Consider the following 26,554-nt stretch of genomic DNA (forward strand, 5'->3'; position numbering starts at 1 on the left):
AAGACCAGGCAGACAACGCATGCGGCGGCAAAGCGCATGTGAACGGATTTCACAAAAGGTGTCATGGACAAGTTCGGCGAACTGCAGGTGTTCCTGCGCGTGGTGGAGGAAGGCAGCTTTTCCGGCGCGGGCCGCAGGCTGCACCTGTCGCCCTCGACGATCAGCAAGCTCATCGCGCGCATGGAGGCGCGCCTCGGCGTGCGGCTGTTCGAGCGCGTGGCCGGCGCCATCCGCCTCACGCAGGAAGGCGAGCGCTTTCGCGCGGCGGGCGAGCAGGTGGTGCAGGCGATGGAGGAGGCCGAGGCCGGCGTGCGCGTGGCCGATGCCGAGGTCTCCGGCACCGTGCGCATCCACACCGCGCTGACCACGGCCAAGTACCTCGTCGCGCCCCGGCTGCCCAGGCTGCTGGACAGGCACCCGCGCCTGCACCTGGACTTCGTGCTGGGCACGGAGCGCGGCGACTTCATCCGCCAGGGGCTGGACGTGGCCATCCACAGCGGGCGGCCCACGGAGCAGACGCTGATCGGCCGCCCGCTCATGGCGCGGCCCTGGGTCATCGCCGCCGCGCCGCAATACCTTGCGCGCCACGGCACGCCGCAGCGGCCCGAGGATCTGCTGCGCCACCGGTGCCTGAACTTCACCATCCGCACGCAGTGGAACCGCTGGACGTTCCACGACGAGGGCGGGCTCAAGACCATCGACATCCCGAACTACATCGGCGCGAACCAGGGCGAGCTGCTGCGCACCTTCGCGCTGCTGGGGCTGGGCGTGGTGCGGCTCGCGCGCTTTCACATCGCGGGCGACCTGGAATCGGGCGAGCTCGTGCCGCTGCTCACGCAGTACCAGGAGCGCACCGAGGACGACCGCTTCTACCTGCTCTACCCGCGCGGGCGCTCGCTCGCGCCGCGCGTGCGGGCGGTGGTGGACTTCCTGGCACAGGAGTTCGGCGCCTGACGCTCAGAGCGTGTTTACCCAGGCGGCGCGGTGAATTTATGGACAAATCGGCCCACAGCGCTTTCACAGCAAGCGCCAGCAGCTCTCATTTAAAGAGCATCAGACACCCTTGCCGCACAGCGGCAGGTAGAGCTCGGTGCGCCAGGCGCTGGCATCCGAGCCGATCTCGGGGCCGGTGATGTAGCACTCCCACATCTCGCCGGTGGCGGCCAGGCCCTGCGCCGCGATCCAGGCGCGCAGGGCGGCCCAGGCCTGCGGCAGGTCTTCGTAGTGGCCGCGGTACAGGGTGCGCGCCACGCGCATGGCCGGCCATTGGCCCGGGCACACGTGGCCCGCCGGGCGCACGGGCCGGTCCACGGCCACGCCGACCTCGCAGTCGAAGCTGTCGGTCGGGCCGCGCAGGTGGTGGGTGAACAGCGGGCCCATGGCCTGCGCGCCCTGGGCCTTGATGCGGTCGAGCAGTTCGCGCACACCGCGGCCCATGGTGCATGGCAGTTCCTCGCGCGGGCAGCAGACGCGGATCACGGCCGTCGTGCGCGGGGGGCTGATGTCGATGATCTGCGGTGTCTCGATCATGATCGCCTCCGACGCAATACGGAACTCGGCCGGGCGGTGCCAGGGATGCTCGGCACAAATCGAGCGGCAAGCGGGCGCTGCGGAGCGGGATGGGCTGCCAGGCGCAAAGCGCAGCAATGGCCATAGCCATTGCGGGCATTTGCAACGCCGCAGACCGCCCGAGGCCGCAGATGCACGCGGCGCGACGATTCGTGCCGAGCATCCCTGGTGGCCCCCGGGGCCTTTGTCGATCGTAGACCCGAACCATGCACCGCGTCTGTAGGAAAACGCCGGGCGCTGGTAACACCAGGCCCGCATGACTTCAGCGCCGCCGCCCCAGCCACCAGCCGGCCGCCAGCCCCACGGCGCCCAGCAGGGCCACCAGGCCGGCCGCGCCGGCCATGCGCTGGCGCTGGCCGCCGTCGATGGCGGTCTGGCGCGAGGGGGAAAACAGGTTGCCCTCGGTGAGCGGCGCGGGCGCGGCATGGCGCAGCCCCCGGTCGCCGAGCCAGCGCAGCGCGCGCGCCGTGCCCTGGGGCGCGAGCGCATGGGCCAGCCGCCCGGGCAGCGCGCCCAGGCCCAGCCAGGTCACGGCGCGCGGCTGCGGGCTGTCGGCCAGGTCCACGATGGCCTGGGCCACGGCGCGCGGGTCCACCATGGGCAGCGGCGCCCGCAGGCGCCGGCCCGTGTAGTTGGCGCCGTGCGACAGGCCGGGCGTATCGACCACGGTGGGAGCCACGTCGCAGACGTGCACGCGCGGCAGATCGGCGACCTCGGCGCGCAGGCTCTCGGACAGGCCGCGCAGGCCGAACTTGCTGGCCGCGTAGGCCGCGGCATAGGGCGTGGGCAGCCAGCCGCCGAGCGAGATGAGGTTCACCAGCAGCCCGTGGCCCTGGTCGCGAAAGCGCGTGAGCGCCGCGTGCGCGCCGTGCAGGTGGCCGAGCAGGTTGGCCTCGATCACGCGGCGGTGGGCCCCGATCGGCACGCCCTCGAAGCGCCCCACGGCCCCCACGCCCACGGCGTTGACCCAGATGTCGATGCGCCCGAAGTGGCGCACCGCCTTGTCGGCCAGGGCCTGCACGGCCTCGGCGTCGGTCACGTCGGTGGGTATGCCCAGCGCCCGGCCGCCCTCGGCATGGCAGGCCAGCGCCACGGGGGCGAGCGTGTCGGCATTGCGCGCGGCCAGCACCACGCGCGCGCCGCGCCGCGCGAAGGCCAGCGCCGTGGCATGGCCTATGCCGCTGGAGGCGCCGGTGATCACCACCACCGGCTCGGGCGGGGCGGCGGTCAGGCAATGCGGGGCGGCGGGCGGGGTCTGGTTCATGGCGTGGTACGGGTAGTGGCTGCTATCCCTCTTTTGTAACCGCTGCGCCGCCATGGCGGCGTAGGACAGTGCCCGCGCCTGTGCGTTCCAAGCAGAAACACGCCGCAGCGACCGTGCAGCAAGCGCCTGCAGCTATCAGATAACGAGCAATCAGGACAATGGCTTGGGGCCGAAGCGCACGAGCAGCCCGCGCGGCGTGACGCTGATGCTCTCGGGCTGCAGGCCCATGGCGGCGATGGGCGCGAGGTCCTTGTCGCGCAGCTGGTGCAGCACCACCTCGCGCAGCGACTGCTCGGCCAGCTGCTGGCCGTAGCGCTGCAGCAGCTCGGACGCCTGGGGCTTGAGGCCATCGAGGCGCAGCGCGTTCACGTGCAGCCGGTAGGCGCGGATGCTGCGGTCCGTGGGCTCGTACCGCAGCGCGAAGTCCACGTCGAACACGCCCGTGTGCCGGCGCGCCAGCAGCGCCCCCGTGGCCGCCAGGTCGAACACGGCGTTGACCTGGTCGCGCTCGGGCAGCAGGACCAGGCGCGGCGCCTGCAGCTGCAGGTCCAGCAGGCCGCCCAGCGGGTAGCTGCGCGGGAAGCGCTCGGCCAGCGCCTGCTGCATCTGCTGCGTGCTGATGGTGTAGCCGGACTGCGCGCTGGCGCAGCCGGCCAGCAGGGCCAGAGCGCTAGCGGCGGTGTGGGTCAGGAGGAGTCTGCGGTGCATGGTGGTGTGCTTCTCGAAACGCCCCATTGTGCTGATGCCCGCGCCGCCGCGTGCAACCGGCTGCATCACGCATGCGCGGTCATCAGAACGTGTTCATGATCTCAGGGCGCGCAGTTGCCGGTGGGCGGCGCTGTCCGCATCCGCAGGGCGCTGTTCCCGCGCCTGCAGGTAGCGCTCGCTGAACAGGTCGAGCCAGGCCTGCAGCAACGCACCCGCGCGCGCGTCGCCAGCCAACGCCAGGCACTGGGCCGCGACCTCGGAGGTGCAGAAATGGTCGCCCCGCGTGGAGCGGCGCAGCCGGTAGCGCGAGGCCGCATCACCATGCAGGCTCAGCACCGGCAGGCGCTCCAGGTAGGGGCTCTTGCGGAACATCTTGCGCGCCTCGGGCCAGGTGGCGTCCAGCAGCACGAACAGCGGGCGGCGGCCTGCCGCCGGCGCGCCGCCCTCCCCCGCCGCCGCCTGCGGCGCCAGCGTGTGCACCACGCGCGCGGGATCGACGAACTCGCCCGGGAACACCACATAGGGCTGCCACCGGGGATCGGCCAGCAGCGCGAGCAGCGCGGGGTCGGCCTCGGTGCGCGCCCAGCCGAAGGCGAAGGTGTCGGCCACCACGTCGGCGATCAGCCAGCCGGTGTTGCTGGGCTTGAGCGGCTCGATGTCGTGCATCAGCAGGCACACGCCCGCGCGCGTGCCGCACAGCGGGCGCAGCGCGCAGATGCAGTGGCTGGGGACGAGCCTGCAGCCCGGGCAGTGCGCGCGGCGCGAGCCGCCGCGCGCGAGGAAGGGCTTGGCGCTGCGCGCAAGGCGCTCGGCGCGCAGCTGGGAGACGGCGTGGGGCATGGGCGGAAACCGGCGCAAAGCCTGGCATTGTCCCGCACGCGGCCGCGTCAGGGTTACCCCTTGAGGGGTGGGGCAATCGTTTCATTCATTGAAACTTCGAAAGCAGCCTTTGCCCCCGGGTACAGGCTGCACCTAAATTCCCCCGCACACCGCCGTTTCAAAGAAAGAAACACCCATATGCCCCCCAGCGCCCGCCCCAAGGCCGTGGTGAACCATTCGCCCGGCAGCAGCACATCCACCGTGGAACGCGCCATGCGCGTGCTGCGCGTGATGTCCGAGGGCGGCAACGCGCGGCTGACCGACATCGCGGCCGCGGCCGACCTGGACAAGGCCACCGCGCTGCGCCTGCTGGAGGTGATGGTGCGCGACGGCTTCGTGATGCGCAACGCGCGCAGCAAGCAGTTTTCGCTGGGGCCCGAGCTCATGGTGCTGGGCGCCGCCGCGCTGCGGCGCTTCGACCCGCGCCCGCTCGCGCGCCCCAGCCTGCTGCGGCTGGTGGGGCGGTTCGAGGACAGCGTGGTGCTCTCCATACCGAGCGGCGTGGAATCGCTGTGCATCGACGTGGAAGAGGGCACCTACCCCATCCGCGCCAACTACCTGCGCGTGGGCAGCCGCCGGCCGCTGGGCGCCGGCGCAGGCAGCCTGGCGCTGCTGGCCTGGATGCCCGAGGCCGAGCGCGAGGCGGCGCTGGACATCCTGGCCAGCCAGATGGGCCGCTACCCGCGCATCACGCCCGCGCTGCTGCGCGAGCGCATCGCCAACGCGCGCGAACGCGGCTACGTCGTGCTGCTGGACGTGGTGGTCGAGCGCATGGGCGGCATCGCCGTGCCCATCCTCGACCCCGAGGGCCGCCCCGTGGCGGCGCTGAGCATCGCGGCGCTGAACGAACGCATCCTGACGCGCGAGGCCGCACTGGCCCAGACGCTGCAGCACGAATCCACCGTCTGCCAGGTGCGCTGGGCCGAGGCGCAGCAGCACCGCGCCGCGCCACGCCCCCCTGCCAAGGAGACTCATCCGTGACCCATTCCCCCACCGCCTGGCTGCGCGGCGCGGGCGGCACGCCCTTCGGCCGCCACGAAGGGCGCGGCCCCATCGACCTGATGGCCGATGCCGCGCGGCAGGCCCTGGCCAGCGCCGCACTGGCGCGCGGCGACATCGACGGCATGCTCTGCGGCTACGCCACCACACTGCCGCACCTGATGCTGTCCACGCTGCTGTGCGAGCGCTTCGGCCTGTCGCCGCGCTACGCGCACGGCATGCAGCTGGGCGGTGCCACGGGCGCGGCCATGCTCATGGCCGCGCGCGAGCTGGTGCGCGCGGGCCGCTGCCGCAACGTGCTGGTGGTGGCGGGCGAGAACCGCCTCACCGGCCAGTCGCGCGACAGCTCCATCCAGACCCTGGCCCAGGTGGGCGACGCCGACTACGAGGTACCCAACGGCGCCAGCGTGCCTGCCTACTACGCGCTCATGGCCTCGGAATACATGCACCGCACGGGCATCACACGCGCCGACCTGGCGGAGTTCGCCGTGCTCATGCGCGCCAACGCCGCGCGCCACCCCGAGGCCCACCTGCGCACGCCCATCACGCAGGCCGAGGTGCTGGCCTCCAAGCCCATCGCCGCGCCGCTGTCGCTGCTGGACTGCTGCCCCATCTCGGACGGCGCGATGGCGCTCGTCGTATCCGCCGAGCCCGGCCCGCACGCGCCCGTGCGCATGGCGGGCGCGGGGCAGGCGCACCGCCACCAGCATCTGACCGCGATGGCCGACGTGATGCAGTGCGGCGCGGGCGAGGCTGCAGCGCAGGCGTTCGCCGAGGCCGGCCTGGCCCACGCCGATATCGGCTACCTGGGCATCTACGACTCGTTCACGATCACGCTGGCGATGCTGCTCGAAGAGACCGGCTTCGCCCCGCGCGCCGGCGCCGCCGCGCGGGCCCGCGCGGGCGACTTCGCGCCCACGGGCGCGCTGCCGCTCAACACGCACGGCGGGCTGCTCTCGTTCGGCCACTGCGGCGTGGCCGGCGGCATGGCGCACGCAGTGGAAGCCTGGCGGCAGATGACCGGCCAGGCGGGAGAGCGCCAGATCCGCGCGCCGCGCCGCGCCTTCGTGCATGCCGACGGGGGCGTGATGTCCTCGCACGTGAGCCTGATTCTTTCCCGGGAGGACTGACCATGCTTGCCGCCCCCTTCAACGACGGCCTGCGCGTGGGCGTGGTGCGCTACCAGCGCTGCGCCGCCTGCGGCCACGCCCAGACCCTGGCGCGCCACGCCTGCCAGCGCTGCGGCCGCGAAGACCTGCGTTGGCACGACGCCGCGGGCACTGCCACCGTGCGCGCCGCCACGGTGGTGGCGCGCGCGCCGTCCGACGACTTCCGCCCGCTCGCGCCCTACACGCTGGTGATCGTGGAGCTGGACGAAGGCCCGCGCCTCATGGGCCATGCCGCGCCGGGCGTGCAGATCGGCCAGGGCGTGCGGGCCGGGTTCTTCGAGCACCAGGGCCGCACCCTGCTGCGCTTCACCCCCATCGACTGAAACCGCCACAAGGAGACAAAACATGCACCCCATTCCCTCCCGCCGCCGCTGGATCGGCCTCGCCTGCGCAGCGCTGTGCGCCGCCCCGCTCGCCTGGGCCAGCGGCTACCCCGACAAGCCCGTGAAGCTGGTCGTGCCCTACCCGCCGGGCGGCCCCACGGACATCGTGGCGCGCGTGGTGGCGCAGAAGCTCCAGGAGCAGATGGGCCAGCCCTTCGTGGTGGACAACCGCCCCGGCGCGGGCGCCAACATCGGCGCCGAGGCCGTGGCCCGCAGCACGCCCGACGGCTACACGCTGGTGGTGGCCACCACGGCGCACGCCATCAACCCCTCGCTGTTCGCCAGGCTCAACTACTCGATCACCAAGGACTTCGCGCCCGTCTCGCAGCTCACCAGCGGCCCGCTGGTCATCGTGACCAGCCCCGCCACGCCCGTGAGCAACGTCAAGGAGCTGATCGCGCTCGCCAAATCCAAGCCGGGCGGGCTCAACTACGCTTCGTCGGGCAACGGCCAATCCACGCACCTGTCGGCCGAGCTGTTCAGCGCCATGGCCGGCGTGAAGATGGCCCACGTGCCCTACAAGGGCAGCGCCCCCGCGCTCACCGACGTGATGGGCGGCCAGGCCGACCTGATGTTCGACACCATGCTCTCGTCCATGCCGCACGTGAAGGCCGGCAAGCTCAAGGCCCTGGCCGTCACCAGCGGCCAGCGCTCGCCCAGCGCGCCCGACATTCCCACCGTGGCCGAATCGGGCCTACCCGGTTACGAGGCCATCGCCTGGAACGGCCTGCTGGCCCCGGCCGGCACGCCGCCCGAGGTGGTGAACCGCCTGAGCGCGGAGCTGAAGAAAGTGCTGGAAAACCCCGAGGTGCGCCAGCGCTTCGAGGCCCAGGGCTTCTCCGCCACGTGGAACACCCCCGCCGCCTACGCCAGCTTCCTGCAAGCCGAAGTAGACAAGTGGGACAAGGTGGTCAAGACCTCCGGCGCAAAGATCGACTGAAGGCCCCCATGCAAGACCTGCTCGCCTCCGCCCTCGACCCGCGCTCGGTCGCCATCATTGGCGCGTCCGAGAACATCCACAAGATCGGCGGGCGCCCCATCTACTACATGCAGCGCCACGGCTACCGGGGCACCGTCTATCCCATCAACCCGGCACGCGAGGAGATCCAGGGCCACAGGAGCTACGCGTCGCTGGCCGCGCTGCCCGAGGTGCCCGACCTCGCCGTGATCGCCCTGGGCGGCGACAAGACCGTCGCCGCCGTGGAGGAATGCGCCGCGCGCGGCGTCAAGGGCGCCGTGGTCATCGCCTCGGGCTTCGGCGAGACGGGCCCCGCCGGGCGCGAGCTGCAGGACCACATGGTGGCCAGGGCCCGCGCCGCGGGCATGCGCCTGTATGGCCCCAACACGCAGGGCCTGGCCAACTTCGGCACCGGCGCCATCGCGGGCTTTTCCACCATGTTCATCGAAGTGCCGCCGATGGACGGCCCCGTGGGCATCGTGAGCCAGAGCGGCGGCATGAGCTCCGTGGCCTACGGCCTGGTGCGCGGGCGCGGCCTGGGCGTGCGCCACGTGCACGCCACGGGCAACGAGGCCGACGTGACCGTGGCCGAGATGGCCTGGGCCGTGGCCCACGACCCCGGCGTGAAGCTGCTGCTGCTGTACCTGGAGAGCATCGCCCAGCCCGAGATGCTGGCCGCCACCGCCGCCTATGCGCGCGAGCGCGACCTGCCCATCGTCGCCGTGAAGGCCGGGCGCACGGCGGGCGGGCAGAAGGCCGCGTCGTCGCACACCGGCGCGCTGGCCAACGAGGACCGCACGGTGGACGCCTTCCTCCGGCACCACGGCATCTGGCGCGTGCGCGACCCGCACGAGCAGGCGCGCGCCGCGCACGCCTACCTCAAGGGCTGGCGGCCAGAGGGGCGGCGCCTGGTGGTCATCAGCAACTCCGGCGCGAGCTGCGTGATGGGCGCCGACGCGGCCGACGACGCGGGCCTGGCGCTGGCGCCGCTGAGCGAAGCCACGCAGGCCGCCGTGGCCTCCAAGCTGCCGGGCTTCGCCACCGCGAGCAACCCGATCGACGTGACCGCCGCGCTGCTGTCCAACAGCGGCCTGTTCGGCGACGTGCTGCCGGCCGTGGCGCAGGACCCGGCGGCCGACCTGTTCTTCATCAACATTCCCGTGGCCGGCGCGGGCTACGACGTGGAGCGGTTCGCGCGCGACGCCGCCGCGTTCGAGGCCGCCGCCAGCAAACCCGTGGCCGTGGCCGCGTGGCAGGAGGGCGTGGCCGCGCCGTTTCGCGCCCACGGCATCGCCACCTTCCCCAACGAGGGCGAGGCCATCGCCGTGCTGGCCCAGGTGGCCGGCCACACGGCCCTGATGCGCGCGCCGCGCCCCGCCTGGCCGGCGCTGCCCGACGTGCAGGTGCCCGCCGGCGCCCAGGGCTTTCTCAACGAGGTGGACAGCCTGGGCCTGCTGGCGCGCCACGGTGTGCCCACGGTGCCCATGCACCTGTGCCGCACGGCGGATGAAGCGCGCGCCGCGTTCGACGCCATCGGCGCGCCCGCGGTCGTCAAGGCCTGCTCGGCCGAGGTGCCGCACAAATCCGAGCATGGCCTCGTCGCCTTGAACGTGCAGACGCGCGAGCAGGCCGCCGAGCTGTTCGAGCGCTTCTGGGCCAGGATGGATGCGATTGGCGTGCAGCGCGACGGCGTGATCGTGGCCGCCACACACAAGGCCCGGCGCGAGTTCATGGTGGGCGCGCGCATGGACCCCGTCTTCGGCCCCGTGGTCGTCGTGGGCGACGGCGGCAAGTACGTCGAGGCACTCAAGGACTGCGCCGTGCTGCTGCCGCCGTTCTCCGAGGAGCAGGTGCAAGCCGCGCTGCGCACGCTGCGCATCGCGCCGCTGCTCGGCGGCGTGCGCGGCGAGCCGCCGCTGGACGTGCAGGCCCTCTCGCGCATCGCCGTGGCCGTGGGCCAGGTGGTCGCGGGCGCGCGCGGTGCCATCGCGTCGCTGGACCTCAACCCGGTGATGGTGGGCGCCGCTGGCGAAGGCGCCGTGGTGGTCGATGCGCTGATAGAAGTATCAAAACCATAGCTGCAAGCGCTTACCAGTCAAGCGCCACAGCCCGATTTGACCACCATTTCAGCCCCGCGCCGGAATCTCCAGCCCCCGCTGCACCGCGGGCCGCGCCACGAACGCGGCCAGCGCGCGCTGCACGTTGGGGAACGCATCGAAGCCCACCAGCTCGCCCGCGCCGTAGAAGCCCACGAGGTTGCGCACCCAGGGGAACACGGCGATGTCGGCGATGGTGTAGTCGGCGCCCATGATCCAGTCGCGGCCCGCCAGGCGCTGCTCCAGCACGCCCAGCAGGCGCCTGGACTCGGCCACGTAGCGGCCCAGCGGGCGCTTATCCTCGTACTCCTTGCCCGCGAACTTGTGGAAGAAGCCGAGCTGGCCGAACATCGGCCCCACGCCGCCCATCTGCCACATGAGCCACTGCAGCGTCTCGTAGCGCGCGGCCGCGTCCTGGGGCAGCAGCTGGCCGGTCTTCTCGGCCAGGTAGACGAGGATGGCGCCCGACTCGAACAGCGCGAGCGGCTTGCCGCCCGGGCCATGGGGGTCGAGGATGGCGGGGATCTTGTTGTTCGGGTTCAGCGACAGGAACTCGGGCGAGAACTGGTCGTTGCTCTCGAAGCTGACCAGGTGCGCCTCGTAGGGCAGCTGCATCTCCTCCAGCGCGATCGACACCTTCACGCCGTTGGGCGTGGGCAGCGAATACAGCTGCAGACGGTCGGGGTGCCGGGCGGGCCACTTGGCCGTGATGGGGTGCGTGAGAGCCATGGTCAATCCTTTACGAGGCCGCTGTCGACCACCAGGTTCTGCCCCGTCACGGCGCGCGCCCAGGGCGAGAGGAAGAAGAGCACCGCGTCGGCGAACTCGGCCGGCGTGGTCACGCGGCGCAGCGGGGTCAGGCTGGCGATCAGGTCGAACACCGCCTCGGGCGTAGCGCTGCTCGCGTCGGTGGTGCGCAGCAGCCCGCCCGAGACCATGTTCACCGTGATGCCGTCGGGCCCCAGGTCGTTCGCCGCCGTGCGCGTGAGCGACAGCAGCGCCGCCTTGGCCGCCGTGTAGTCGTGGTACGGCACCACCGGGTTCTGGAACAGGTTGGTGCCCACGTTCACGATGCGCCCGAAGCCCTGCGCGCGCATGCCGGGCAGCGCGGCCTGCATGGTGTTGAGCGCGCCCTTCACCGCGCCCTCGATCTGCTGGCTGAAGCGCTCCCAGGCGATGTCGCCCAGCCTGGGGCGCGCATCGCCGTCGAACGAGAACTGCGCCAGCGCGTTGTTCACCACCGCGCTGATGCCGGCGCCCGTGCGCTCGCGCGCGGCGGCGAAGAGGCTCTGCACGGCGGCCGCGTCGGTCACGTCGGCCTGCAGCGCGATGGCGCGCGGGCCCAGCTCCTCGGCCAGCGCCAGCGCGGCCGCCTCGCTGCGGTGGTAGTTGACGACGACGCCGGCGCCCTCGCGCGCCAGGGCGCGCGTGATGGCCTGGCCCAGGCCCCGGGCGCCGCCCGTGACCAGCACCCATTGTTCGGACAGAAGCATGCGTGTGGCTCCTTGCGCGCTGCGCCGTCAGGCCGGCTTGGCTTCCTTGGGCGGGCGGTGCAGCAGGCACAGCTTGTTGCCGGCCGGGTCGCGCAGGTAGGCAAGGTACAGCGGCCCGCCCGACGCGCCCGCACGCCAGCCCGGCGGGTCCTCGCACGTCACGCCGCCGGCGGCAAGGCCCGCCGCGTGCGCCGCATCCACCTGCTCGGGCGACTGGGCCGCGAAGCCCGTGGTGCTGCCATTGCCATGGCAGGCCGGCTCGCCGTTGATGGGCGCGGAGATGGCAAAGGTGTTGCCCGCGTGGCGCCAGAAGGTGCGGTTCTTCGGGTCGGTGAAGCCGGGCTTGCAGCCCAGGGCGCCGAGGAAGGCGTCGTAGAACTGCTTGGATTTGTCGAGGTCGCTGGCTCCCAGCATGACGTGGCTGAACATGGTTACTTGGTCTCCTGAGTGAATGAATCCGAATCGCTGGAAGGTCAGGCCAGGTGCCGGCCCAATACGCCCGCCAGCTCGAACATGCCGATGCTGTCCTTGCCGAACACCGCGCGCAGCTTGTCGTCGGCGACGATGGTGCGCTTGTCCTTGGGGTCTTGCAGGTTGTGGGCCTTGATGTAGTCCCACATCTTCTTCACGGCCTCGGGGCGGGCCACGGGCTCGGCGCCGATCACCGCCGCGAGTTGCGCGCTGGGGGTCTTGCCGGCGGCGCCTGTCTTGCGGGGTGTCTTGGCGGCGGCGGTTTTCTTCGCGGCGGGCTTGGAGGTTTTTGGGCCTGCAGCGCCCGTCCCACGGGCGCTGGCAGCTCCTGTTTTCGCAGCAGCAGCGGTCTTGCGCGGCGGGTATTTGGATTCGCGCTGCTCGAACTCGAAGTTGACCTTGCCCGCGGCCGCGTCCCAAGCCAGGAAGGCCTTGAAGGGGCGACGCGTGCGCATGCTGACGAACTTGTCGAGCAGGTCGGTCTTGCCCGTGGCCAGCAGCTTGTGCATCTGCGCGCGCTCCACGGGCTGCTGCAGGATCACCTTGCCGCTCTTGAAGCTGCACGACGGCACCGGCTGCTGCGCGGTGGGCACGGCCTTGGCGCAGACGTAGTTGCCGCCGTGCTCGTAGACGGGCGCGCCGCAGACGGGGCAGCGTCCCAGGCTCTCCTGGCCCGCGAAGTCCACGATCTCGCCCGATTCCTCGGCGTTTTTGTCGTCGCCGAAGTCGAATTCGAGCTTGTAGTTGCCCGCCTCCTCGTCGCGCGCGATGGTGACTTCCGCCGTGAACGGCCAGCCGGCCTTGGAGCGGAAGCCCTCCAGCGGGCCGATGCGGCGCTCGCGCAGGAGCTGCTCGGCCTCGGCCGTCTCGAAGGTGCGGCCGGCGGGCGACTTGCCGAACGAGAAGCCGCAGCCCTCGCCGCTGCCGCCCGCGCCGGTGCAGGCGTAGCGGCGGTAGTTTTCCTTGACCACGCCGCCGCAGTTCGGGCAGGGGGTGGCAAGCGTGGCGTAGTCGCCGGGGATGGTGTCGCGGTCGTATTCCTTGGCCTTGCGCACCAGCTTCTCGGTCATGGCCTGGATCTGCTGCATGAAGGCCTCGCGGCTGAGCTGCCCCTTTTCCATCTGCGCGAGCTTGTATTCCCACTCGCCCGTGAGCTCGGCGCGGCACAGCTCCTCCACCTGCAGGCCGCGCAGCAGCGTCATGAGCTGGAAGGCCTTGGCCGTGGGGATGAGCTCGCGGCCCTCGCGCAGCATGTACTTCTCGGTGAGCAGGCCTTCGATGATGGCGGCGCGCGTGGCCGGCGTGCCCAGGCCCTTTTCCTGCATGGCGCTGCGCAGTTCCTCGTCGTCGATCTGCTTGCCGGCGCTCTCCATGGCGCCCAGCAGCGTGGCTTCGCTGTAGCGCGCGGGGGGCTTGGTCTTGAGGCCCTTGGCCTCGGCGAACTCGGTGTGCGTCATCTCGCCGGGCTTGACGGGCACCAGCGGCTGGCCCTTGTCGCCTTCCTTGCCGCCCTCGACCTCGCTCGCGGCCTCCTTGCCGTAGATGGCCAGCCATCCGGGCTTGACGAGCACCTTGCCCTCTGTCTTGAACGAGTGGCCCACCACCTGGCTGATGCGCGTGGTGACGAGGTATTCGGCGCTCGGGAAGAACACGGCCATGAAGCGGCGCACCACGAGGTCGTAGAGCTTCTGCTCGGCCTCCGACAGGCCGTGCGGCGCCTGCGTGGTGGGGATGATGGCGAAGTGGTCCGACACCTTGGCGTTGTCGAAGATGCGCCTGGACGGCCGCACGTAGCCGTCGTCCAGCGCCTGCTGCGCGTAGGGCGCCAGGTGGCGCATGCCGCTGCCGGCCAGCATGGCGAAGGTGTTCTTCGCCACGGGCAGGTAGTCCTCGGGCAGCGCGCGCGAGTCGGTACGCGGGTAGGTCAGCGCCTTGTGGCGTTCGTACAGGCTTTGCGCCAGCGCCAGCGTGGTCTTGGCCGAGAAGCCGAACTTGCCGTTGGCCTCGCGCTGCAGGCTGGTCAGGTCGAACAGCAGGGGCGATGCCTGCGTGGTGGGCTTGCTCTCCTCGGTGACGGTGGCGGCCTTGCCGCGCACGGCGTGGGCGATGGCCTCGGCCTCCTTGAGCGACCAGACGCGGTCGGCGCGCGCCTCGGGGTCTTCGCTCTTCTTCCACTTCGGGTCGAACCACTTGCCCAGGTACTGCCCGGCCTCGGCCTGGAAGCCGGCGTGGATCTCCCAGTAGTCGCGGCTCACGAACTTGCGGATCTTCTCCTCGCGCTCCACCACCAGCGACAGCGTGGGCGTCTGCACGCGGCCCACGGTGGTCAGGAAGAACCCGCCGTCGCGCGAGTTGAAGGCCGTCATGGCGCGCGTGCCGTTGATGCCCACGAGCCAGTCGGCCTCGGAGCGGCTGCGCGCGGCGCTCGCCAGGCCCTGCATCTGCGCGTCGCTACGCAGGTGCTCGAAGCCGTCGCGGATGGCCTGCGGCGTCATGCTCTGCAGCCACAGACGCTTCACGGGTTTGCCCAAGCCCCCCTTGGCGCCGCCGGCGTACTGCTCGATGAGGCGGAAGATCAGCTCGCCCTCGCGGCCCGCGTCGCAGGCGTTCACAAGCTCCGTCACGTCCTTGCGCTTGGCCTGCCTGACCACCGCGGCGAGGCGGCTCTTGGTCTTGTCCACGGGCTTCAGGTCGAAGTACGGCGGGATCACCGGCAGGTGGGCGAAGCTCCACTTGCCGCGCTTGACGTCGAACTCCTCGGGCGCCTGGATCTCCACCAGGTGGCCCACGGCGCTGGTGACCACGTAGCGATCGTTCTCGAAATGGTCCTCGTGCTTGTCGAACTTGCCGGCCACGGGGGTGAGGGCGCGCACGATGTCCTGCGCCACCGAGGGTTTTTCTGCAATTACCAGGGTCTTGGTCATTTGTGGGTCAATTCCGCCTTACAGGCGCTTCTACAATCCGCTGCTTGCGCGCGCACGCGCACGCATGTGTGCACCTATTCAAGTTAACAGAGTTTCCACCATGCCCGGCACCACATCCTCCGCAGTCCCCACGCCAGCCCCGGGGCGGCGCATACAGACCCGGCGCTCTGGCGTGCACGGCAAGGGCGTGTTCGCGCTGCAGCCCATCGCCGCGGGCGAGGTCGTCATCGAGTACACGGGCGAGGTCATCAGCTGGAAGGAGGCTCTGCGCCGCCACCCGCACGACCCGGCGCAGCCCAACCACACCTTCTACTTCCACGTGGATGAAGACCGCGTGATCGACGCAAAGTTCGGCGGCAACTCCGCGCGCTGGATCAACCATAGCTGCAACCCCAACTGCTACGCCGACGAGCGCCATGGGCGCATCTTCATCACCGCGCTGCGCAACATCGAGGCTGGAGAGGAGCTCAACTACGACTACGGCCTGATCATCGACGAGCGCTACACCCCGAAGCTCAAGGCCGAATACCCCTGCTGGTGCGGCAGCAGGAACTGCCGCGGCACGCTGCTCGCGCCCAAGCGCGGCTGGGCCCCGCCCGGCCCGCCGGAGCAGCCCAAGGCGCCCAAGGCCCGCCGGAGCGCGCAGCGATGAGCCCGGCCCCCACCCCCGCGCGCTGGCCCGCCGAGGCCATCTGGCAGGCCGTCGCGCCCCTGCTGCCCGGCTTCACCGTGGAGGTGCTGCCCAGCATCGACTCCACCAGCACCGAGCTCATGCGCCGCGCGCGCAACGGCCGGCTGGAGCCCACCTTGCTCGTGGCCGAGGAGCAGACCGCCGGGCGCGGCCGCCTGGGCCGCCAGTGGCACACCGGCGCCTACGAGGGCACGGGCATGGTGCCCGCCCTCACCTTCTCGCTGGGCCTGCCGCTGGCGCCGCGCGAATGGGCGGGCCTGTCGCTCGCCGTGGGCGTGAGCGTGGCCGAAAGCCTGCAGCCCGCGCTGCCCGGCGCGGACGGCGGGCAGCCGCGCATCCTGCTCAAGTGGCCCAACGACCTGTGGCTGCAGGACGGGCGCAAGCTCGGCGGCATCCTGGTGGAGACGGCCAGTCTTGCGGGCGCGCCCAGCGAGCCGCGCTACGTGGTCATCGGCATAGGCCTGAACGTGCTGCCCGTGCTCACCCAGGGCCTGTCCACTCCGCCCGCCTGCCTGCGCGAGGTGGACTCCACCCTCACGGCAGCGAGCGCGCTGCAGCGCATCGCCCTGCCGCTGGTGCAGACGCTGCTGGGCTTCGCCGAGCACGGCTTCGCACCCTTCCAGGCGCGCTTCGCGCAGCGCGACCTGCTGGCCGGGCGCGGCGTGACCCTGAGCGACGGAACCCAGGGCACGGCCCATGGCGTGGCCGAGGACGGCGCCCTGCTCGTGCACACCGCGCGCGGCATGCAGGCCATCACCAGCGCCGAGATCAGCGTGAAACCGCAATGAGACATCCCCCTGAGGCGCTTTGCGCCTTCCCCCTTCTCTCACGCTTCGAAGGGGGACGCCGCCCGTGCGGCGGGGCGGCCCTTGCACGGCGGCCCTCGCATGGGATGCGCCAGCTTCATGGACTGCGGGCGATGCGCGGCATCCTGGAGAGCTGACATGCTGCGCCTTGCCGCCATCGTCCTGCTGCTGGCCAATGCCGGCTATTACGCCTGGTCGCAAGGCCTGCTGCAGGGCTGGGGGCTGGGCCCCGCCAGCGAGTCCGAGCCGCAGCGCCTGGAGCAGCAGATCGAACCGCAGAACCTGCGCCTGTTGCCCCCCGGGGGCCAGGGCCCTGCCTCCGCGCAGCCGGCCCGCGCAGCCGCCACCACGCCAGACGAGCCCCCGGCCTGCCTGCAGGCCGGCATGTTCGACGCGCGCCAGGCCGAGGCCCTGCGCCAGGCCGCCGCCCAGCTGCCCGCCGGCAGCTGGAGCCTGGAGCCCGTCCAGGCCGCGGGCCGCTGGATGGTGTATCTGGGGCGCTTCCCCGACGAGGAGGCCGTGGCCAGGAAGCGCGCCGAACTGCGCGCGCTCAAGGTGGACTACGACCGCCCCGGCGCCGCGCTGGAGCCCGGCCTGTCCCTGGGGCGCTACTCCACCGAGGAAGGCGCCCAGCGCGCCCTGGGCCAGCTCGCCGGCCAGGGCGTGCGCAAGGCCCGCGTGGTGCAGGAGCGCTCCGACACGCCCGGCTACACGCTGCGCCTGCCGGCCGTGAGCGGGGCGCAGCGTGCGCACATCGATGCCACGCTGCAGCCGGCACTCGCCGGCAAGGCACTGCGGCCCTGCGGCTGACCCGGGCTCAGTGCCCGTCGATGCGCAGCGCGATCTTGCCGAACTGCGCCCCCGACTCCAGGCGGTCGAGCGCCCCATGCACCTCGTCCAGCGGGAATTCGCTGTCGATCACGGGGCGCAGGCCGGTGCGCCCGACGAAGCCGAGCAGGTCATGGAATTCGCCGTGCGTGCCCAGGCTGGAGCCGAAGATCTGCAGCTGCCGCACGAAGATGCGGCGCAGGTCGGCCCCGGGCTGGTCGCCCGTGGTGGCGCCGCAGGTGACCAGCCGGCCGCCGCGCACGAGCGACTTCATGGCCGACGGCCACGCGGCCGCGCCCACGTTCTCGAACACCACGTCCACGCCGCGGCCGCCCGTGAGGGCCATGACTTCCTTCGCCACGTCCTGGGTCTTGCCGTTGATCCCGTGGTCGGCCCCCAGCGCACGCGCACGTTCGAGCTTGGCGTCGTCGCGCGAGGTCACGATCACGCGCGCGCCGATGGCCTTGGCCAGTTGCAGCGCCGCGAGCGAGACGCCGCCGCCGATGCCGAAGACGAGCACCGTCTCCCACGGCTGCAGGCGCGCCTTGGAGAACAGCATGCGCCAGGCCGTGAGGTGGTTGACCCCGAGGGCGGCGGCCTCCGCCCAGCCCAGGTGCGCGGGCTTGGGGAAGACCTGCGCGGCCGGCACCTGGATCCACTGGGCGAACGTACCGTCGCGGTGCTCGCCCAGGAACTGGATGCGCGTGCACAGGGCGCTGTCGCCGCGCTGGCAGAACTCGCAGCGGCCGCAGGCGACGCCGGGATGGATGACCACCTCCTGGCCCGGGCGCAGCAGCGGGTCGGCGTCGTCGCAGTCCTCGACCGTGCCGGCGGCGTCCAGCCCCATGATCTGCGGCAGCCGGTGCGTGATGCCGGCGCCGCTGTTGCGCATGTACAGGTCCACCTGGTTGAGCGTGGCCGCCTGCACGCGCACGCGCACCTCGCCGGGTGTGCGTGCGGGGAGGCTGTGCGCGCACACCTGCACCGCTTCGTTGCCGCCGTGGGCGGTGATGAATGCTGCTTTCATGTCCTGTCCTCGTACATGGATGAAGGGGATCGTCGCACGGCGACCACGGCCGTGCCCCTGAGCCGGGGCTCGCCCACCTGGTTGTGCACGCGCAGGTCCAGGCGCACGCAGGGCGTGCCGCCGTCCAGGAACCTGCCGGCGACCGTGGCCCGGCAATGCACCTCGTCGCCGACATGCGTGATGGCCACGAAGCGCACGCTCAGGCGCCGGATGGCCGTGGGGTCCACCCAGCGGGTGAGCACGCGCGCAAGGTACGCCGCCGACAACATGCCATGCGCGAACACGTCCGGCATGCCCGCCTCGCGGCGCGCATAGTCCTGGTCGATGTGCAGCGGGTTGTAGTCGCCCGAGGCGCCGGCGTACAGGCCCAGCGCGTGCCGGGTGACGGGGCCTTCCACGATCCCTGGCAGGGCGTCGCCCACCGCGATGGCGTCGAAGTCAAGCGGCTGCATGCGCGCCCTCCTGCCGCGGCGTGCGCTCCACCATGACGCTGCGCAGCTCGGCCACCGCGCGCCCGTCGCCGTCCGTCACGCGGTTCTCCCACTCGAAGAAGCTCAGCGCGCCGCCTTTCTTCGCATAGAGCCGGCCGATGCGCGGCGCGAAGTGCAGCATCTGGCCGGCGAAGGCCGGGCGGTGGTACTCGAAATGCTGCTCACCGTGCAGCACGTGCGCATAGTTCACGCCCAGGCGCTCGTAGATCTCCTGCGGGTTCGGGCCCTCCATGGACAGGCAGAAGAGGAAGGTCGGCGGCACCAGCAGGGCGGGGTGGCCCGCCGCGCGGGCCGCCGACTCGTCCAGGAACAGCGGATGCTCCTGCCCCGTGGCCCGGGCGAAGGCGCGCAGGCGGCCGCGCTCCACCTCGGCGCTGAAGGGCGTCAGCGCGGCGCCCTGGAGGGAGAGGTCCCACATGGCCGGCGCGTCACTTCCACAGCGCGCAGCGGCTCTCGGCCTTGGTCGTGAAGACCTCTTCGCCCGGCATGGTGGCGACCACCTTCACGTAGTCCCAGGGCATGGTGGACTCCGCCGGCGCCTTGACCTGCATGAGGTACATGTCGTGCACGTAGCGGCCATCGGGGCGCACGCGGCCCTGGGCGTAGAAGTCCTTGAGCGGGGTCTTCTTGAACCAGTCCATGACCTTGTCGGCATCCGTGGTCTTGAGGGCCTGCACGGCCTTGAGCCACTGCATGGTGGCCGAGTAGTTCGCGGCCTGCACGTCGGTGGGCATGCGCTTGGCCTTCTCGAAGAAGCGGCGACCGAACTGGCGGCTCTCGTCGTTCAGGTTCCAGTCCCAGCTCGTGGTGAACAGCAGGCCCTCGGCGTTCTTCAGGCCCATGCTGTGCACGTCGACCAGGAAGAGCATGAGGCTTGCGACCTTCATGTTCTTGCCGATGCCGAATTCGCGCGAGGCCTTGAGCGCGTTGATCATGTCGCTGCCGCCGTTGGCGATGCCCAGGATCTGCGCCTTGGAGTTCTGCGCCTGCAGCAGGAAGGACGAGAAGTCCGCCGCGCCCAGCGGGTGCTTGACCCCGCCGATGACCTGGCCGCCGTGGGCCTTGATCACGTTCGTCGCGTCGCGCTGCAGGGCCTCGCCGAAGGCGTAGTCGGCCGCGAGGAAGAACCAGTTCTTGTAGCCCTGCTTGAGCAGGGCGCCCGCCGTGCCCTTGGCCAGGGCCGTGGTGTCCCAGGCGTAGTGGATGGTGTAGGGCGAGCACTGCTCGTTGGTCAGCGCCGAGGTGCCGGGGCCGTTGGCGATGAACACGCGCTTCTTCTCCTGCGCGAGCTTGGCCATGGCCAGGGCGGCGGCGGAGTTGGTGCCGCCCACGAGCATGCTGATGTTCTGGGTGTCCATCCACTCGCGCGCCTTGGAGGCGGCGATGTCGGCCTTGTTCTGGTGGTCGGCGCTGATGAGCTCGACGGGCAGGCCGTTGACCTTGCCGCCGAAGTCGTCGATGGCCATCTGGATGGCCATGGCGCCGTTCTTGCCGTCCAGGTCGGCGTAGGCGCTGGACATGTCGGTCAGGAAGCCGATGCGGATCTTCTCCTGGGCCTGGGCGCCGAAGCTCGCGAGGCCGGCAAGGCCGAGCAGCAGGGCAATGTGGCGGGTGCGCAGTGGCATGGTTGTCTCCTTGGTCGTTCGACGTGATGGAAGTAGAGGAAGTAGAGGGGCCCGGTGCGTCACGCTGGCCCCTGCGCCGCGAGTGCCGCGCGGATGGCCTGCACCGACTCGGGGTTGACCAGCGTGCTCAGGTCTCCGGGGTCGTCTCCCAGCCACGCGGCACGGATCACGCGGCGCATCGTCTTCATGTTGCGCGTGCGCGGCAGGTCATCGACGAAGACGACCCTGGCGGGGCGGAACGCCCCGCCCAGCCCCGCGGCGACCGCGGCGGACAGGGCCTCGGCCGCGCCGGCCTTCTCGATGCCGGAGCGCGGCACGCACAGGCACACCACCGCCGTGCCCTTGACGGGATCGGGCACGCCGATCGCAGCCGCGTCCTGCAGCAGCCCGGTGTCCATCAGCAGGGCCTCGATCTCGGAGGGGCCGGTGCGCTTGCCCGCGATCTTGAGCGTGTCGTCGGACCGGCCATGCACGTACCACATGCCATCGGCGTCGCGGCTGGCGAAGTCCCCATGCACCCACATGCCCGGCAGGCGGGACCAGTAGCTTTGAAGGTAGCGCTCCCGGTCATGCCACAGCCCGCGCGTGAGCCCGATGCTGGGGCTGCGCATCACCAGCTCGCCCATCACGCCCGGCCCGGCGCTGGCCCCTTCGGCATCGACCACGTCGGCACCCGTCCCCGGCACGGGGCCGGCGAACGCGCAGGGCTTGAGCGGGTGGATCACCGTGCCCGTCAGGATGCCGCCCACCTCGGTGCCGCCGGAATAGTTCAGGAGCGGGACCCGGCACCGGCCCACGCGCTCGAAGGTCCAGCGCCAGGCCTCGGGCGTCCAGGGCTCGCCGGTGGAGACGATGACGCGCAGAGATGCGAGGTCGAGGGCTCCGAGGGCGTCGTCCGCGATCGACATCGAAAGACGCGCCACCGTGGGCGCGAGGCCCAGATAGCTGACGCGGTGGCGTTCGATGAGGCGCCACAGGCGGTCCGGCTGCGGATAGTTGGGCGCGCCTTCCGCCAGCACCACCGTCGATCCCACGAGCAAGCCGCCGAACACCAGGATCGGCCCCACCAGCCAGCCCATGTCCGACATCCACAGGAAACGGTCCTCGGGCTTGAGGTCCATGCAGATGGAAAGATCCAGCGCCGTCTTGACCGGGAAGCCGCAGTGCGAGTGCACCACGCCCTTGGGCTTGCCGGTGGTCCCCGACGTGAACATCAGCAGGAAGGGTGCGTCGGCCGGCATGGCTTCCGTGGGCACGGCCGCGCAGTCGTCCGGCGCGCCGGCGACGAGTTCGTGCCACCAGTGGTCGCGCCCCTCGCGCCAGCCATGCCCGGTGGCCAGATGATCCAGGACCACGACGTGGCGCACGCCGGGGCACTGCGGCAGCGCCTCGTCGGCCACCGCCTTGGCGCCGACCGGCTTGCCGCGCCGCAGGGAGCCATCGACCGTGATCAGCGCCTTGGCCTGCCCGTCACCCAGGCGCTGCGCGATGGCGTCGGCGCCGAACCCCGAGAACATGGGAAGCACGATGCCGCCGATCTTGGCGACGGCCAGCATGGCGACGGCGGCCTGCGGCAGGTTGGGCAGGTACATGCCCACCACATCGCCCCGGCCCAACCCCAGCCGGCGCAGCCCCCAGCCGAGCCGGCAGGCCTCGCGGTCAAGGTCCGCAAGGCTCCAGGCCTGCACCGCGCCGTCTTCGCCTTCCCAGACCAGCGCGGTCCGCGTGTAGCGCGCCGTGCCGCGCCACCGGTCGATGCAGTTGAGCACCACGTTGGTGGTCCCGCCCACGCACCAGCGCGCGAAGGGCAGCCCCTCGCCCAGGTCGAGCACCTTCTCGTAGGGCTGCTCGAACCGGTAGTCCAGAAAGCGGATCAGCGCATCGTGGAACCAGCCCGGGTCCGCGCCGGCGCGCTCGTTGAGCTGCTCGAAACCATCGACGCCAAGCGCCCGCATGAAACGCGTGAGGTTGGCGTTTTCCACCGTGCCGCGGTCCGGCCGCCACACGGCATCAGGCGAAGGATTGGGGGTGTCGACATGCATGGCCTGGGTCCCGATGTGCCAAGTTGCTATCGTTGGGGGTGTTGCTTTGCTTTTGCAAGATATTGAGTAAAGATATTTACATATCAACCTCTCGCACAGCAAGAGTATTCATGCTGATTTTTGGATAATTCATGGTTTTCCCCATGCAAAAAGAGAACAATTCTCGAATGGATCTGGCCAACCGGGTCTTCTTCCGCCTCTACCAATGCGCAAATATGTTGCATAAAACAGGAACGCGGGCCCTCGAATCGGACGGACTGACGACACAGCAGTGGGCGGTGCTCGGGGCGCTCTCCCGCCCCCAGGCGGCCGAAGGCATGAGCGTGGGCGAGCTGGCCCGCTACCTGATGGTGAGCCGGCAGAACCTCTCCGGCCTGCTCAGCCGCATGGAACGCGACGGCCATGTCAGCCTGGCGGCGGATCCGCGGGACCGCCGCTCGCGCCTGGCCTCGATGACCGAGGCGGGCCGGCACGTATGGCTGGTGGGCGCGCAGCCCAAGATCCTTGCCTACTACGAGGATGCGCTGGAGGGCTTCTCGGTGAACGACATCGCCCACAGCCTGCACTACCTGCTCAAGCTGCTGGAGAACATGCAGCGCATAGACAAGACCCAGGGAGGCGGCCGCGAGGCGGAGTGACCCTGAACCGACGCATGGGCAGCCAAAATTCATGGGTTTGGCACATAATCTTTCTATAGAAAGTATTGACGGAGAAGCCACATGGAGCACCGCGCCTTGAAACCCCAGAGCGCCGAGGTGCTGGCCAAGGCCACGGCGCGCTCCGCGGCCCTGCTCGGCCTCTCGGGCGCGGCGCTGGCCCGCACCATAGGGTTGAGCGAGGCCACGGTCTCGCGCATCGTCAACAGTGGCAAGCCGATCCGGCCCGACTCCAAGGAGGGCGAGCTGTCCCTGCTGCTGGTGCGCGTGTTCCGCTCGCTGGACGCGCTGGTGGGCAACGACGACCGCAAGCGCCTGGCGTGGATGAACAGCCACAACGATGCGCTGGGCGGCAAGCCGCTCGTGCTCGTGCAAAAGGCCGAGGGGCTGGTGGCGACCCTGAACTACCTCGATGGCATGAGGGCGCCCATCTAGGGCCTGTTCAAAGTCTTTTCATGGAGCCCGCATGGCAGCAAACCGTCACGATCCAGGCGCCCGCCGCAGCCCATGCTGGCGGCCTGGGCAAGGGGAGCAACGACGAGCGTGGCGGTTTGCTGCCATGCCCGAAGGGTTGCCTCGCTTGAAGCCCGTCTGCGGCGTTGCAAATCCTCGCCGGGCCACCAGCCCGGCTGCGGTTTGCGCCTTGCAGCCGAGCCCCAAGCGAGACAACGGGCTCCATGAAAAGACTTTGAACAGACCCTAATGGCCTGGGCCGTTTCCTGGTTCGACGGCTCGGTGGCGGATCGCTCCATGCTGGCCTGGCGCGGCGTGGAGGCCCAGCATGTGGTGGCGACGATGCGGCTTGCCGATACGCCGCGCGAGCAGGAGTTGCTGGAGGACCTGCTGGAGGCGAGCAAGCCGGGCCTGCCGCCCGGCGCCAGAGGCGCGCACTACCTGCTGGCTACCCCGTTCCGGTACTTCCCGCATCACCCCAGCCGCTTCCGGCCGGCCGGGGCCAAGGGCCAGTGGTACGGCGCCGAGACCGTGCATGCCGCATGCGCCGAGGTGGCGTACTGGCGCAACCGGTTCATCCGCGACAGCGCCGGACTGCGCAACGAGGCGCTGCTCACCCAGCACAGCTTCTTCCAGGCGGCCGTCGGGGGGCGGGCCGTAGACCTGACCCAGCCGCCATGGGCGCAGGCGCAGGCGGACTGGACCCGCGGCACGGACTACCGCCAGACCCAGGCCGTCGCGGCGGCGGCCCAGGACAGGGGCGTGCAATGGCTGCGCTATGCCTCGGTGCGCGCGCCCGGCGCGGCCTGCGCCGTGGTGTTCGACCCGGCCAGCCTGCGGGAGCCCCCGGGCGGGCTGGACGCCACCCTGCAGACCTGGTTCTGCAAGGCGACGCGCGAGTGCGTGATGTTCACGCGCAGGCAGCAAAGCTACCTCTGGGATTTCTGAGGCAAGCCTCTTACCGCAGGCGCTCCAGCAGGCCGTCGGGCGTCTCGCTGCGCAGGCCCAGCGCGTCGATCAGGTCGTTCTCCGCGCGCAGGTCGCGGCCGGTGATCAGGCTGGAGGCCTCGATCATGGTCTCGGTGCACGGCATGGGCATGCCGGCGATGCGCGCGAGCACGCTGGAGAACGCCAGGCCATAGGGCACGTCCTCGCCCAGGAAGCGCGTGCCCACGTCGGTCGGGCCCGGGGGGCCGCCGCGGCTGGCGTGCAGTTCCGCCGCGATGTCGGCCAGTTGCTCGGAGCGGGTGTTGAAGGACTTGGCGAAATGCTCCTCGATGGAGCGCACGTGCAGGCCGAAGGCACGCGCCAGCGCGCGGCGCTCGGCATCCAGCCGCACGATCACGGACGCCACGTGCGGCGTCATGTAGTGGTACTGGGGCCAGTTCTCCGCGCGCTCGATGCGCGTCCAGTTGAACACGGCCAGCGGCGCATGCGCCACGGGGTTGATGTTCGTGAGCGCGCTGGCCAGCGCGTTCGCGTCTTCGTCGAACACGTCGCCGAACAGCGCCTGGCACAGCGCCTTGGCCCGCGGCAGGGCCGACTGCGGCAGCGCGGAGATGCCCAGGCGCGTGCGGCGCGTCATGACCTTGACCTCGTTGGACGCGGCGCGGCGCGCCGTCAGCGTGGTCGTGCCCATGCTGACCACGGTGATGTCCACGCCCCGGCTCCTGGCCAGCTCGTATGCGTACAGCGCGGACAGCGAGCTCATGGAGCTCACCACCACCGTCTGGCCAGTCCTCAGGTGCGGCGCCAGGGCGTCGAAGACCGCCTTGTGGCCGTTCACGGGGACGGCGATCACCAGCACGTCGGCATGCCGCGACAGCTCGGCGGCCGATGCCGCGACCTGCACCTCGAAGCTGCCGCCGAGCACGCCCGTGGCATGCAGCTCGCAGCGCGCCGGGCCCGCGAGCCCCGTGCCGCGCGGCGACCACAGCGAGACCCCGAACCCCGCCTGCCGCAGCCAGGCCGCGTTCGCCAGGCCGATGCCGCCGACCCCGGCGACGCCCACGTGGATGTCCTGGCGCGTCATTCCTGGATCCCTCCCTGCTTGATCACCTCGCTCCAGCGCTGCGTGTCCGCCTTGATCATGCGGTCGAGCTCGGGCGCGCCGGCGCAGGTGGACAGGGCGCCCAGCTTCTCGAACTGCTCGTGGATCGCGGGCGAGCGGCAGACGGCGAGCACCTCGGACTCCAGCCGCCTGAGCATGGCCGGCGGCGTCTTCGCGGGCGCTAGCAGGCCGGCCCACACCGGCACCTCCATGCCGCCCAGGCCCGTGGCCTCCGTGACGGTGGGGGCGCCCTGCAGGCTGGGGATGCGCCGGCCGGTGAACGTGCCCAGCACGCGCATCTTCCTGCCGGTGACCATGGCCTCGGCCGACGCCACGCTGGTCACGATGAAGTCCACCTGCCCGCCCAGGGTGTCGTTGATCGCCGGACCGGCGCCGCGGTACGGCACGTGCAGCATCTTCACGCCGGCGCGCTGCGCCAGGTATTCGCCCGTCAGGTGGGTGATGGTGCCGTTGCCCGTGGACGCGAAGCTGACCTTGCCCTGGTTCTTCCTGGCGGCGTCGATCAGGTCGGCCAGGGTCTTGAACGGGCTGTCCATGCGCACCGCCACGGTCATGGGCGTGTCCACCAGCATGGCGATCGGAGCGAAATCCCTGGCCGGGTCGTAGGTCAGTTTGCCGCCCAGCAGGCTGGGTGCGATGGAGATCGCGCCGCCGCTGGCCAGGAACAGCGTGGTTCCGTCGGGCGCCGCCTTGGCCACGGATTCGGCCGCGATCACGCCGCCCGCGCCCGGCTTGTTGTCGACGATGACAGGCAGGCCGATGCGCTCGGCGAGCTTGGTGCCGATGGCGCGGCCGATGATGTCCTGCGCGCCGCCCGGCGTGAACGGCACGACGATGTGGATCGGCTTGGCGGGCAGGTCCGGGGCCTGCGCATGCGCCGCCGGAATGGCGCCGGCCGCCATGACGGACAGGGTGGCGAATACGGATGCGATGGTTTTCCTCATGGTCATC

The 26,554-nt window shown here is 71.0% G+C and carries 27 protein-coding genes; 12 read left to right on the top strand and 15 right to left on the bottom strand.

Translation table 11 applies throughout. The features are described from left to right. Positions 1-63: 63 nt before the first annotated feature. Positions 64-954: a LysR family transcriptional regulator gene (locus tag ALIDE2_RS22450; RefSeq protein ID WP_013520928.1), complete on the top strand. Its 891-nt coding sequence runs from the start codon at positions 64-66 to the stop codon at positions 952-954. 99 nt (positions 955-1,053) lie between these two features. Here ALIDE2_RS22450 and ALIDE2_RS22455 read toward each other — a convergent pair whose 3' ends face one another. From ALIDE2_RS22455 to ALIDE2_RS22470, 4 genes are all read right to left on the bottom strand, one after another. Further along, on the bottom strand, positions 1,054-1,530 hold the full coding sequence (locus tag ALIDE2_RS22455) for a GyrI-like domain-containing protein (RefSeq protein WP_013520929.1): 477 nt from the start codon (positions 1,528-1,530) through the stop codon (positions 1,054-1,056). Positions 1,531-1,831: 301 nt separating this feature from the next. Beyond that, on the bottom strand, positions 1,832-2,833 hold the full coding sequence (locus ALIDE2_RS22460; RefSeq protein ID WP_238530068.1) for an SDR family oxidoreductase: 1,002 nt from the start codon (positions 2,831-2,833) through the stop codon (positions 1,832-1,834). 150 nt (positions 2,834-2,983) lie between these two features. Further along, positions 2,984-3,607, bottom strand: a complete 624-nt coding sequence (locus tag ALIDE2_RS22465; protein WP_013723220.1) for a hypothetical protein — start codon at positions 3,605-3,607, stop codon at positions 2,984-2,986. Positions 3,608-3,634: 27 nt separating this feature from the next. Further along, the gene (locus tag ALIDE2_RS22470; RefSeq protein ID WP_013723221.1) at positions 3,635-4,381 is read right to left on the bottom strand and encodes a tRNA-uridine aminocarboxypropyltransferase; all 747 of its coding nucleotides are present in this window, start codon (positions 4,379-4,381) and stop codon (positions 3,635-3,637) included. A gap of 177 nt (positions 4,382-4,558) precedes the next feature. Between ALIDE2_RS22470 and ALIDE2_RS22475 the strand changes: the two genes are divergently transcribed. From ALIDE2_RS22475 to ALIDE2_RS22495, 5 genes are read left to right on the top strand one after another with little or no spacing between them, the layout of a single operon-like run. Next, positions 4,559-5,401 (top strand): IclR family transcriptional regulator, encoded by an 843-nt coding sequence (locus ALIDE2_RS22475; protein WP_013723222.1) that lies wholly within the window; start codon positions 4,559-4,561, stop codon positions 5,399-5,401. After that, on the top strand, positions 5,398-6,549 hold the full coding sequence (locus ALIDE2_RS22480) for a thiolase family protein (protein WP_013723223.1): 1,152 nt from the start codon (positions 5,398-5,400) through the stop codon (positions 6,547-6,549). The genes ALIDE2_RS22475 and ALIDE2_RS22480 overlap by 4 nt, the downstream gene beginning before the upstream one ends. Before the next feature lie 2 nt (positions 6,550-6,551). Then, positions 6,552-6,911 carry a Zn-ribbon domain-containing OB-fold protein gene (locus ALIDE2_RS22485; RefSeq protein WP_013520935.1) on the top strand — a complete coding sequence of 120 codons (360 nt, stop codon included), beginning with the start codon at positions 6,552-6,554 and terminating at the stop codon, positions 6,909-6,911. Between the two features lie 22 nt (positions 6,912-6,933). Next, complete coding sequence (locus tag ALIDE2_RS22490) at positions 6,934-7,911, top strand: tripartite tricarboxylate transporter substrate binding protein (protein ID WP_013520936.1); 978 nt, start codon at positions 6,934-6,936, stop codon at positions 7,909-7,911. A gap of 8 nt (positions 7,912-7,919) precedes the next feature. Continuing rightward, the gene (locus ALIDE2_RS22495) at positions 7,920-10,007 is read left to right on the top strand and encodes an acetate--CoA ligase family protein (protein WP_013723224.1); all 2,088 of its coding nucleotides are present in this window, start codon (positions 7,920-7,922) and stop codon (positions 10,005-10,007) included. A 48-nt stretch (positions 10,008-10,055) separates the two neighbouring features. Here ALIDE2_RS22495 and ALIDE2_RS22500 read toward each other — a convergent pair whose 3' ends face one another. Genes ALIDE2_RS22500 through ALIDE2_RS22515 form a run of 4 tightly spaced genes read right to left on the bottom strand, consistent with a single transcriptional unit; the run spans position 10,056 to position 14,913 of the window. Then, positions 10,056-10,754, bottom strand: a complete 699-nt coding sequence (locus ALIDE2_RS22500; protein ID WP_013520938.1) for a glutathione S-transferase N-terminal domain-containing protein — start codon at positions 10,752-10,754, stop codon at positions 10,056-10,058. Between the two features lie 2 nt (positions 10,755-10,756). Further along, complete coding sequence (locus tag ALIDE2_RS22505) at positions 10,757-11,518, bottom strand: 3-oxoacyl-ACP reductase (protein ID WP_013520939.1); 762 nt, start codon at positions 11,516-11,518, stop codon at positions 10,757-10,759. A 27-nt stretch (positions 11,519-11,545) separates the two neighbouring features. Further along, on the bottom strand, positions 11,546-11,947 hold the full coding sequence (locus ALIDE2_RS22510) for a VOC family protein (protein ID WP_013520940.1): 402 nt from the start codon (positions 11,945-11,947) through the stop codon (positions 11,546-11,548). Between the two features lie 44 nt (positions 11,948-11,991). Continuing rightward, positions 11,992-14,913, bottom strand: a complete 2,922-nt coding sequence (locus tag ALIDE2_RS22515; protein WP_013520941.1) for a DNA topoisomerase III — start codon at positions 14,911-14,913, stop codon at positions 11,992-11,994. Positions 14,914-15,013: 100 nt separating this feature from the next. On the opposite strand from ALIDE2_RS22515, the gene ALIDE2_RS22520 reads away from it, so the two are divergent. The 3 genes from ALIDE2_RS22520 (at position 15,014) to ALIDE2_RS22530 (ending at position 17,220) form a co-directional block, all read left to right on the top strand. Then, entirely contained in the window at positions 15,014-15,565 is a 552-nt protein-coding gene (locus ALIDE2_RS22520; RefSeq protein ID WP_013520942.1) for an SET domain-containing protein, read from the top strand. Next, on the top strand, positions 15,562-16,392 hold the full coding sequence (locus ALIDE2_RS22525; protein ID WP_013520943.1) for a biotin--[acetyl-CoA-carboxylase] ligase: 831 nt from the start codon (positions 15,562-15,564) through the stop codon (positions 16,390-16,392). The genes ALIDE2_RS22520 and ALIDE2_RS22525 overlap by 4 nt, the downstream gene beginning before the upstream one ends. Before the next feature lie 156 nt (positions 16,393-16,548). Then, entirely contained in the window at positions 16,549-17,220 is a 672-nt protein-coding gene (locus tag ALIDE2_RS22530) for an SPOR domain-containing protein (RefSeq protein ID WP_013520944.1), read from the top strand. Between the two features lie 7 nt (positions 17,221-17,227). Here ALIDE2_RS22530 and ALIDE2_RS22535 read toward each other — a convergent pair whose 3' ends face one another. The 5 genes from ALIDE2_RS22535 to ALIDE2_RS22555 are packed head-to-tail and all read right to left on the bottom strand — an operon-like array spanning position 17,228 to position 22,423. Beyond that, positions 17,228-18,265 (bottom strand): zinc-binding dehydrogenase, encoded by a 1,038-nt coding sequence (locus ALIDE2_RS22535; protein WP_013520945.1) that lies wholly within the window; start codon positions 18,263-18,265, stop codon positions 17,228-17,230. After that, complete coding sequence (locus ALIDE2_RS22540; RefSeq protein ID WP_013520946.1) at positions 18,262-18,717, bottom strand: MaoC/PaaZ C-terminal domain-containing protein; 456 nt, start codon at positions 18,715-18,717, stop codon at positions 18,262-18,264. Before ALIDE2_RS22540 ends, ALIDE2_RS22535 begins: the two co-directional genes overlap by 4 nt. Then, positions 18,704-19,174, bottom strand: a complete 471-nt coding sequence (locus ALIDE2_RS22545) for a MaoC family dehydratase N-terminal domain-containing protein (protein WP_013520947.1) — start codon at positions 19,172-19,174, stop codon at positions 18,704-18,706. The genes ALIDE2_RS22540 and ALIDE2_RS22545 overlap by 14 nt, the downstream gene beginning before the upstream one ends. A 10-nt stretch (positions 19,175-19,184) precedes the next feature. Continuing rightward, entirely contained in the window at positions 19,185-20,381 is a 1,197-nt protein-coding gene (locus ALIDE2_RS22550) for an ABC transporter substrate-binding protein (RefSeq protein WP_013520948.1), read from the bottom strand. Between the two features lie 59 nt (positions 20,382-20,440). Beyond that, positions 20,441-22,423, bottom strand: coding sequence for an AMP-binding protein (locus ALIDE2_RS22555; protein WP_013520949.1), 1,983 nt, complete (start codon positions 22,421-22,423; stop codon positions 20,441-20,443). Between the two features lie 131 nt (positions 22,424-22,554). Between ALIDE2_RS22555 and ALIDE2_RS22560 the strand changes: the two genes are divergently transcribed. From ALIDE2_RS22560 to ALIDE2_RS22570, 3 genes are all read left to right on the top strand, one after another. After that, positions 22,555-23,061 (top strand): MarR family winged helix-turn-helix transcriptional regulator, encoded by a 507-nt coding sequence (locus tag ALIDE2_RS22560; protein ID WP_013520950.1) that lies wholly within the window; start codon positions 22,555-22,557, stop codon positions 23,059-23,061. Between the two features lie 81 nt (positions 23,062-23,142). Further along, positions 23,143-23,514, top strand: a complete 372-nt coding sequence (locus ALIDE2_RS22565) for an antitoxin Xre/MbcA/ParS toxin-binding domain-containing protein (RefSeq protein ID WP_013520951.1) — start codon at positions 23,143-23,145, stop codon at positions 23,512-23,514. A gap of 267 nt (positions 23,515-23,781) precedes the next feature. Beyond that, the gene (locus tag ALIDE2_RS22570; RefSeq protein ID WP_013520952.1) at positions 23,782-24,480 is read left to right on the top strand and encodes an RES family NAD+ phosphorylase; all 699 of its coding nucleotides are present in this window, start codon (positions 23,782-23,784) and stop codon (positions 24,478-24,480) included. Positions 24,481-24,490: 10 nt separating this feature from the next. On the opposite strand, the gene ALIDE2_RS22575 is transcribed toward ALIDE2_RS22570, so the two are convergent. Both ALIDE2_RS22575 and ALIDE2_RS22580 read right to left on the bottom strand, forming a co-directional pair. After that, positions 24,491-25,564 carry an NAD/NADP octopine/nopaline dehydrogenase family protein gene (locus ALIDE2_RS22575; protein ID WP_013723225.1) on the bottom strand — a complete coding sequence of 358 codons (1,074 nt, stop codon included), beginning with the start codon at positions 25,562-25,564 and terminating at the stop codon, positions 24,491-24,493. Continuing rightward, positions 25,561-26,553 (bottom strand): Bug family tripartite tricarboxylate transporter substrate binding protein, encoded by a 993-nt coding sequence (locus ALIDE2_RS22580; RefSeq protein WP_238530071.1) that lies wholly within the window; start codon positions 26,551-26,553, stop codon positions 25,561-25,563. The genes ALIDE2_RS22575 and ALIDE2_RS22580 overlap by 4 nt, the downstream gene beginning before the upstream one ends. Position 26,554: the final 1 nt, after the last annotated feature.

The sequence above is a fragment of the Alicycliphilus denitrificans K601 genome, assembly GCF_000204645.1.
Taxonomy (GTDB): domain Bacteria; phylum Pseudomonadota; class Gammaproteobacteria; order Burkholderiales; family Burkholderiaceae_C; genus Alicycliphilus; species Alicycliphilus denitrificans.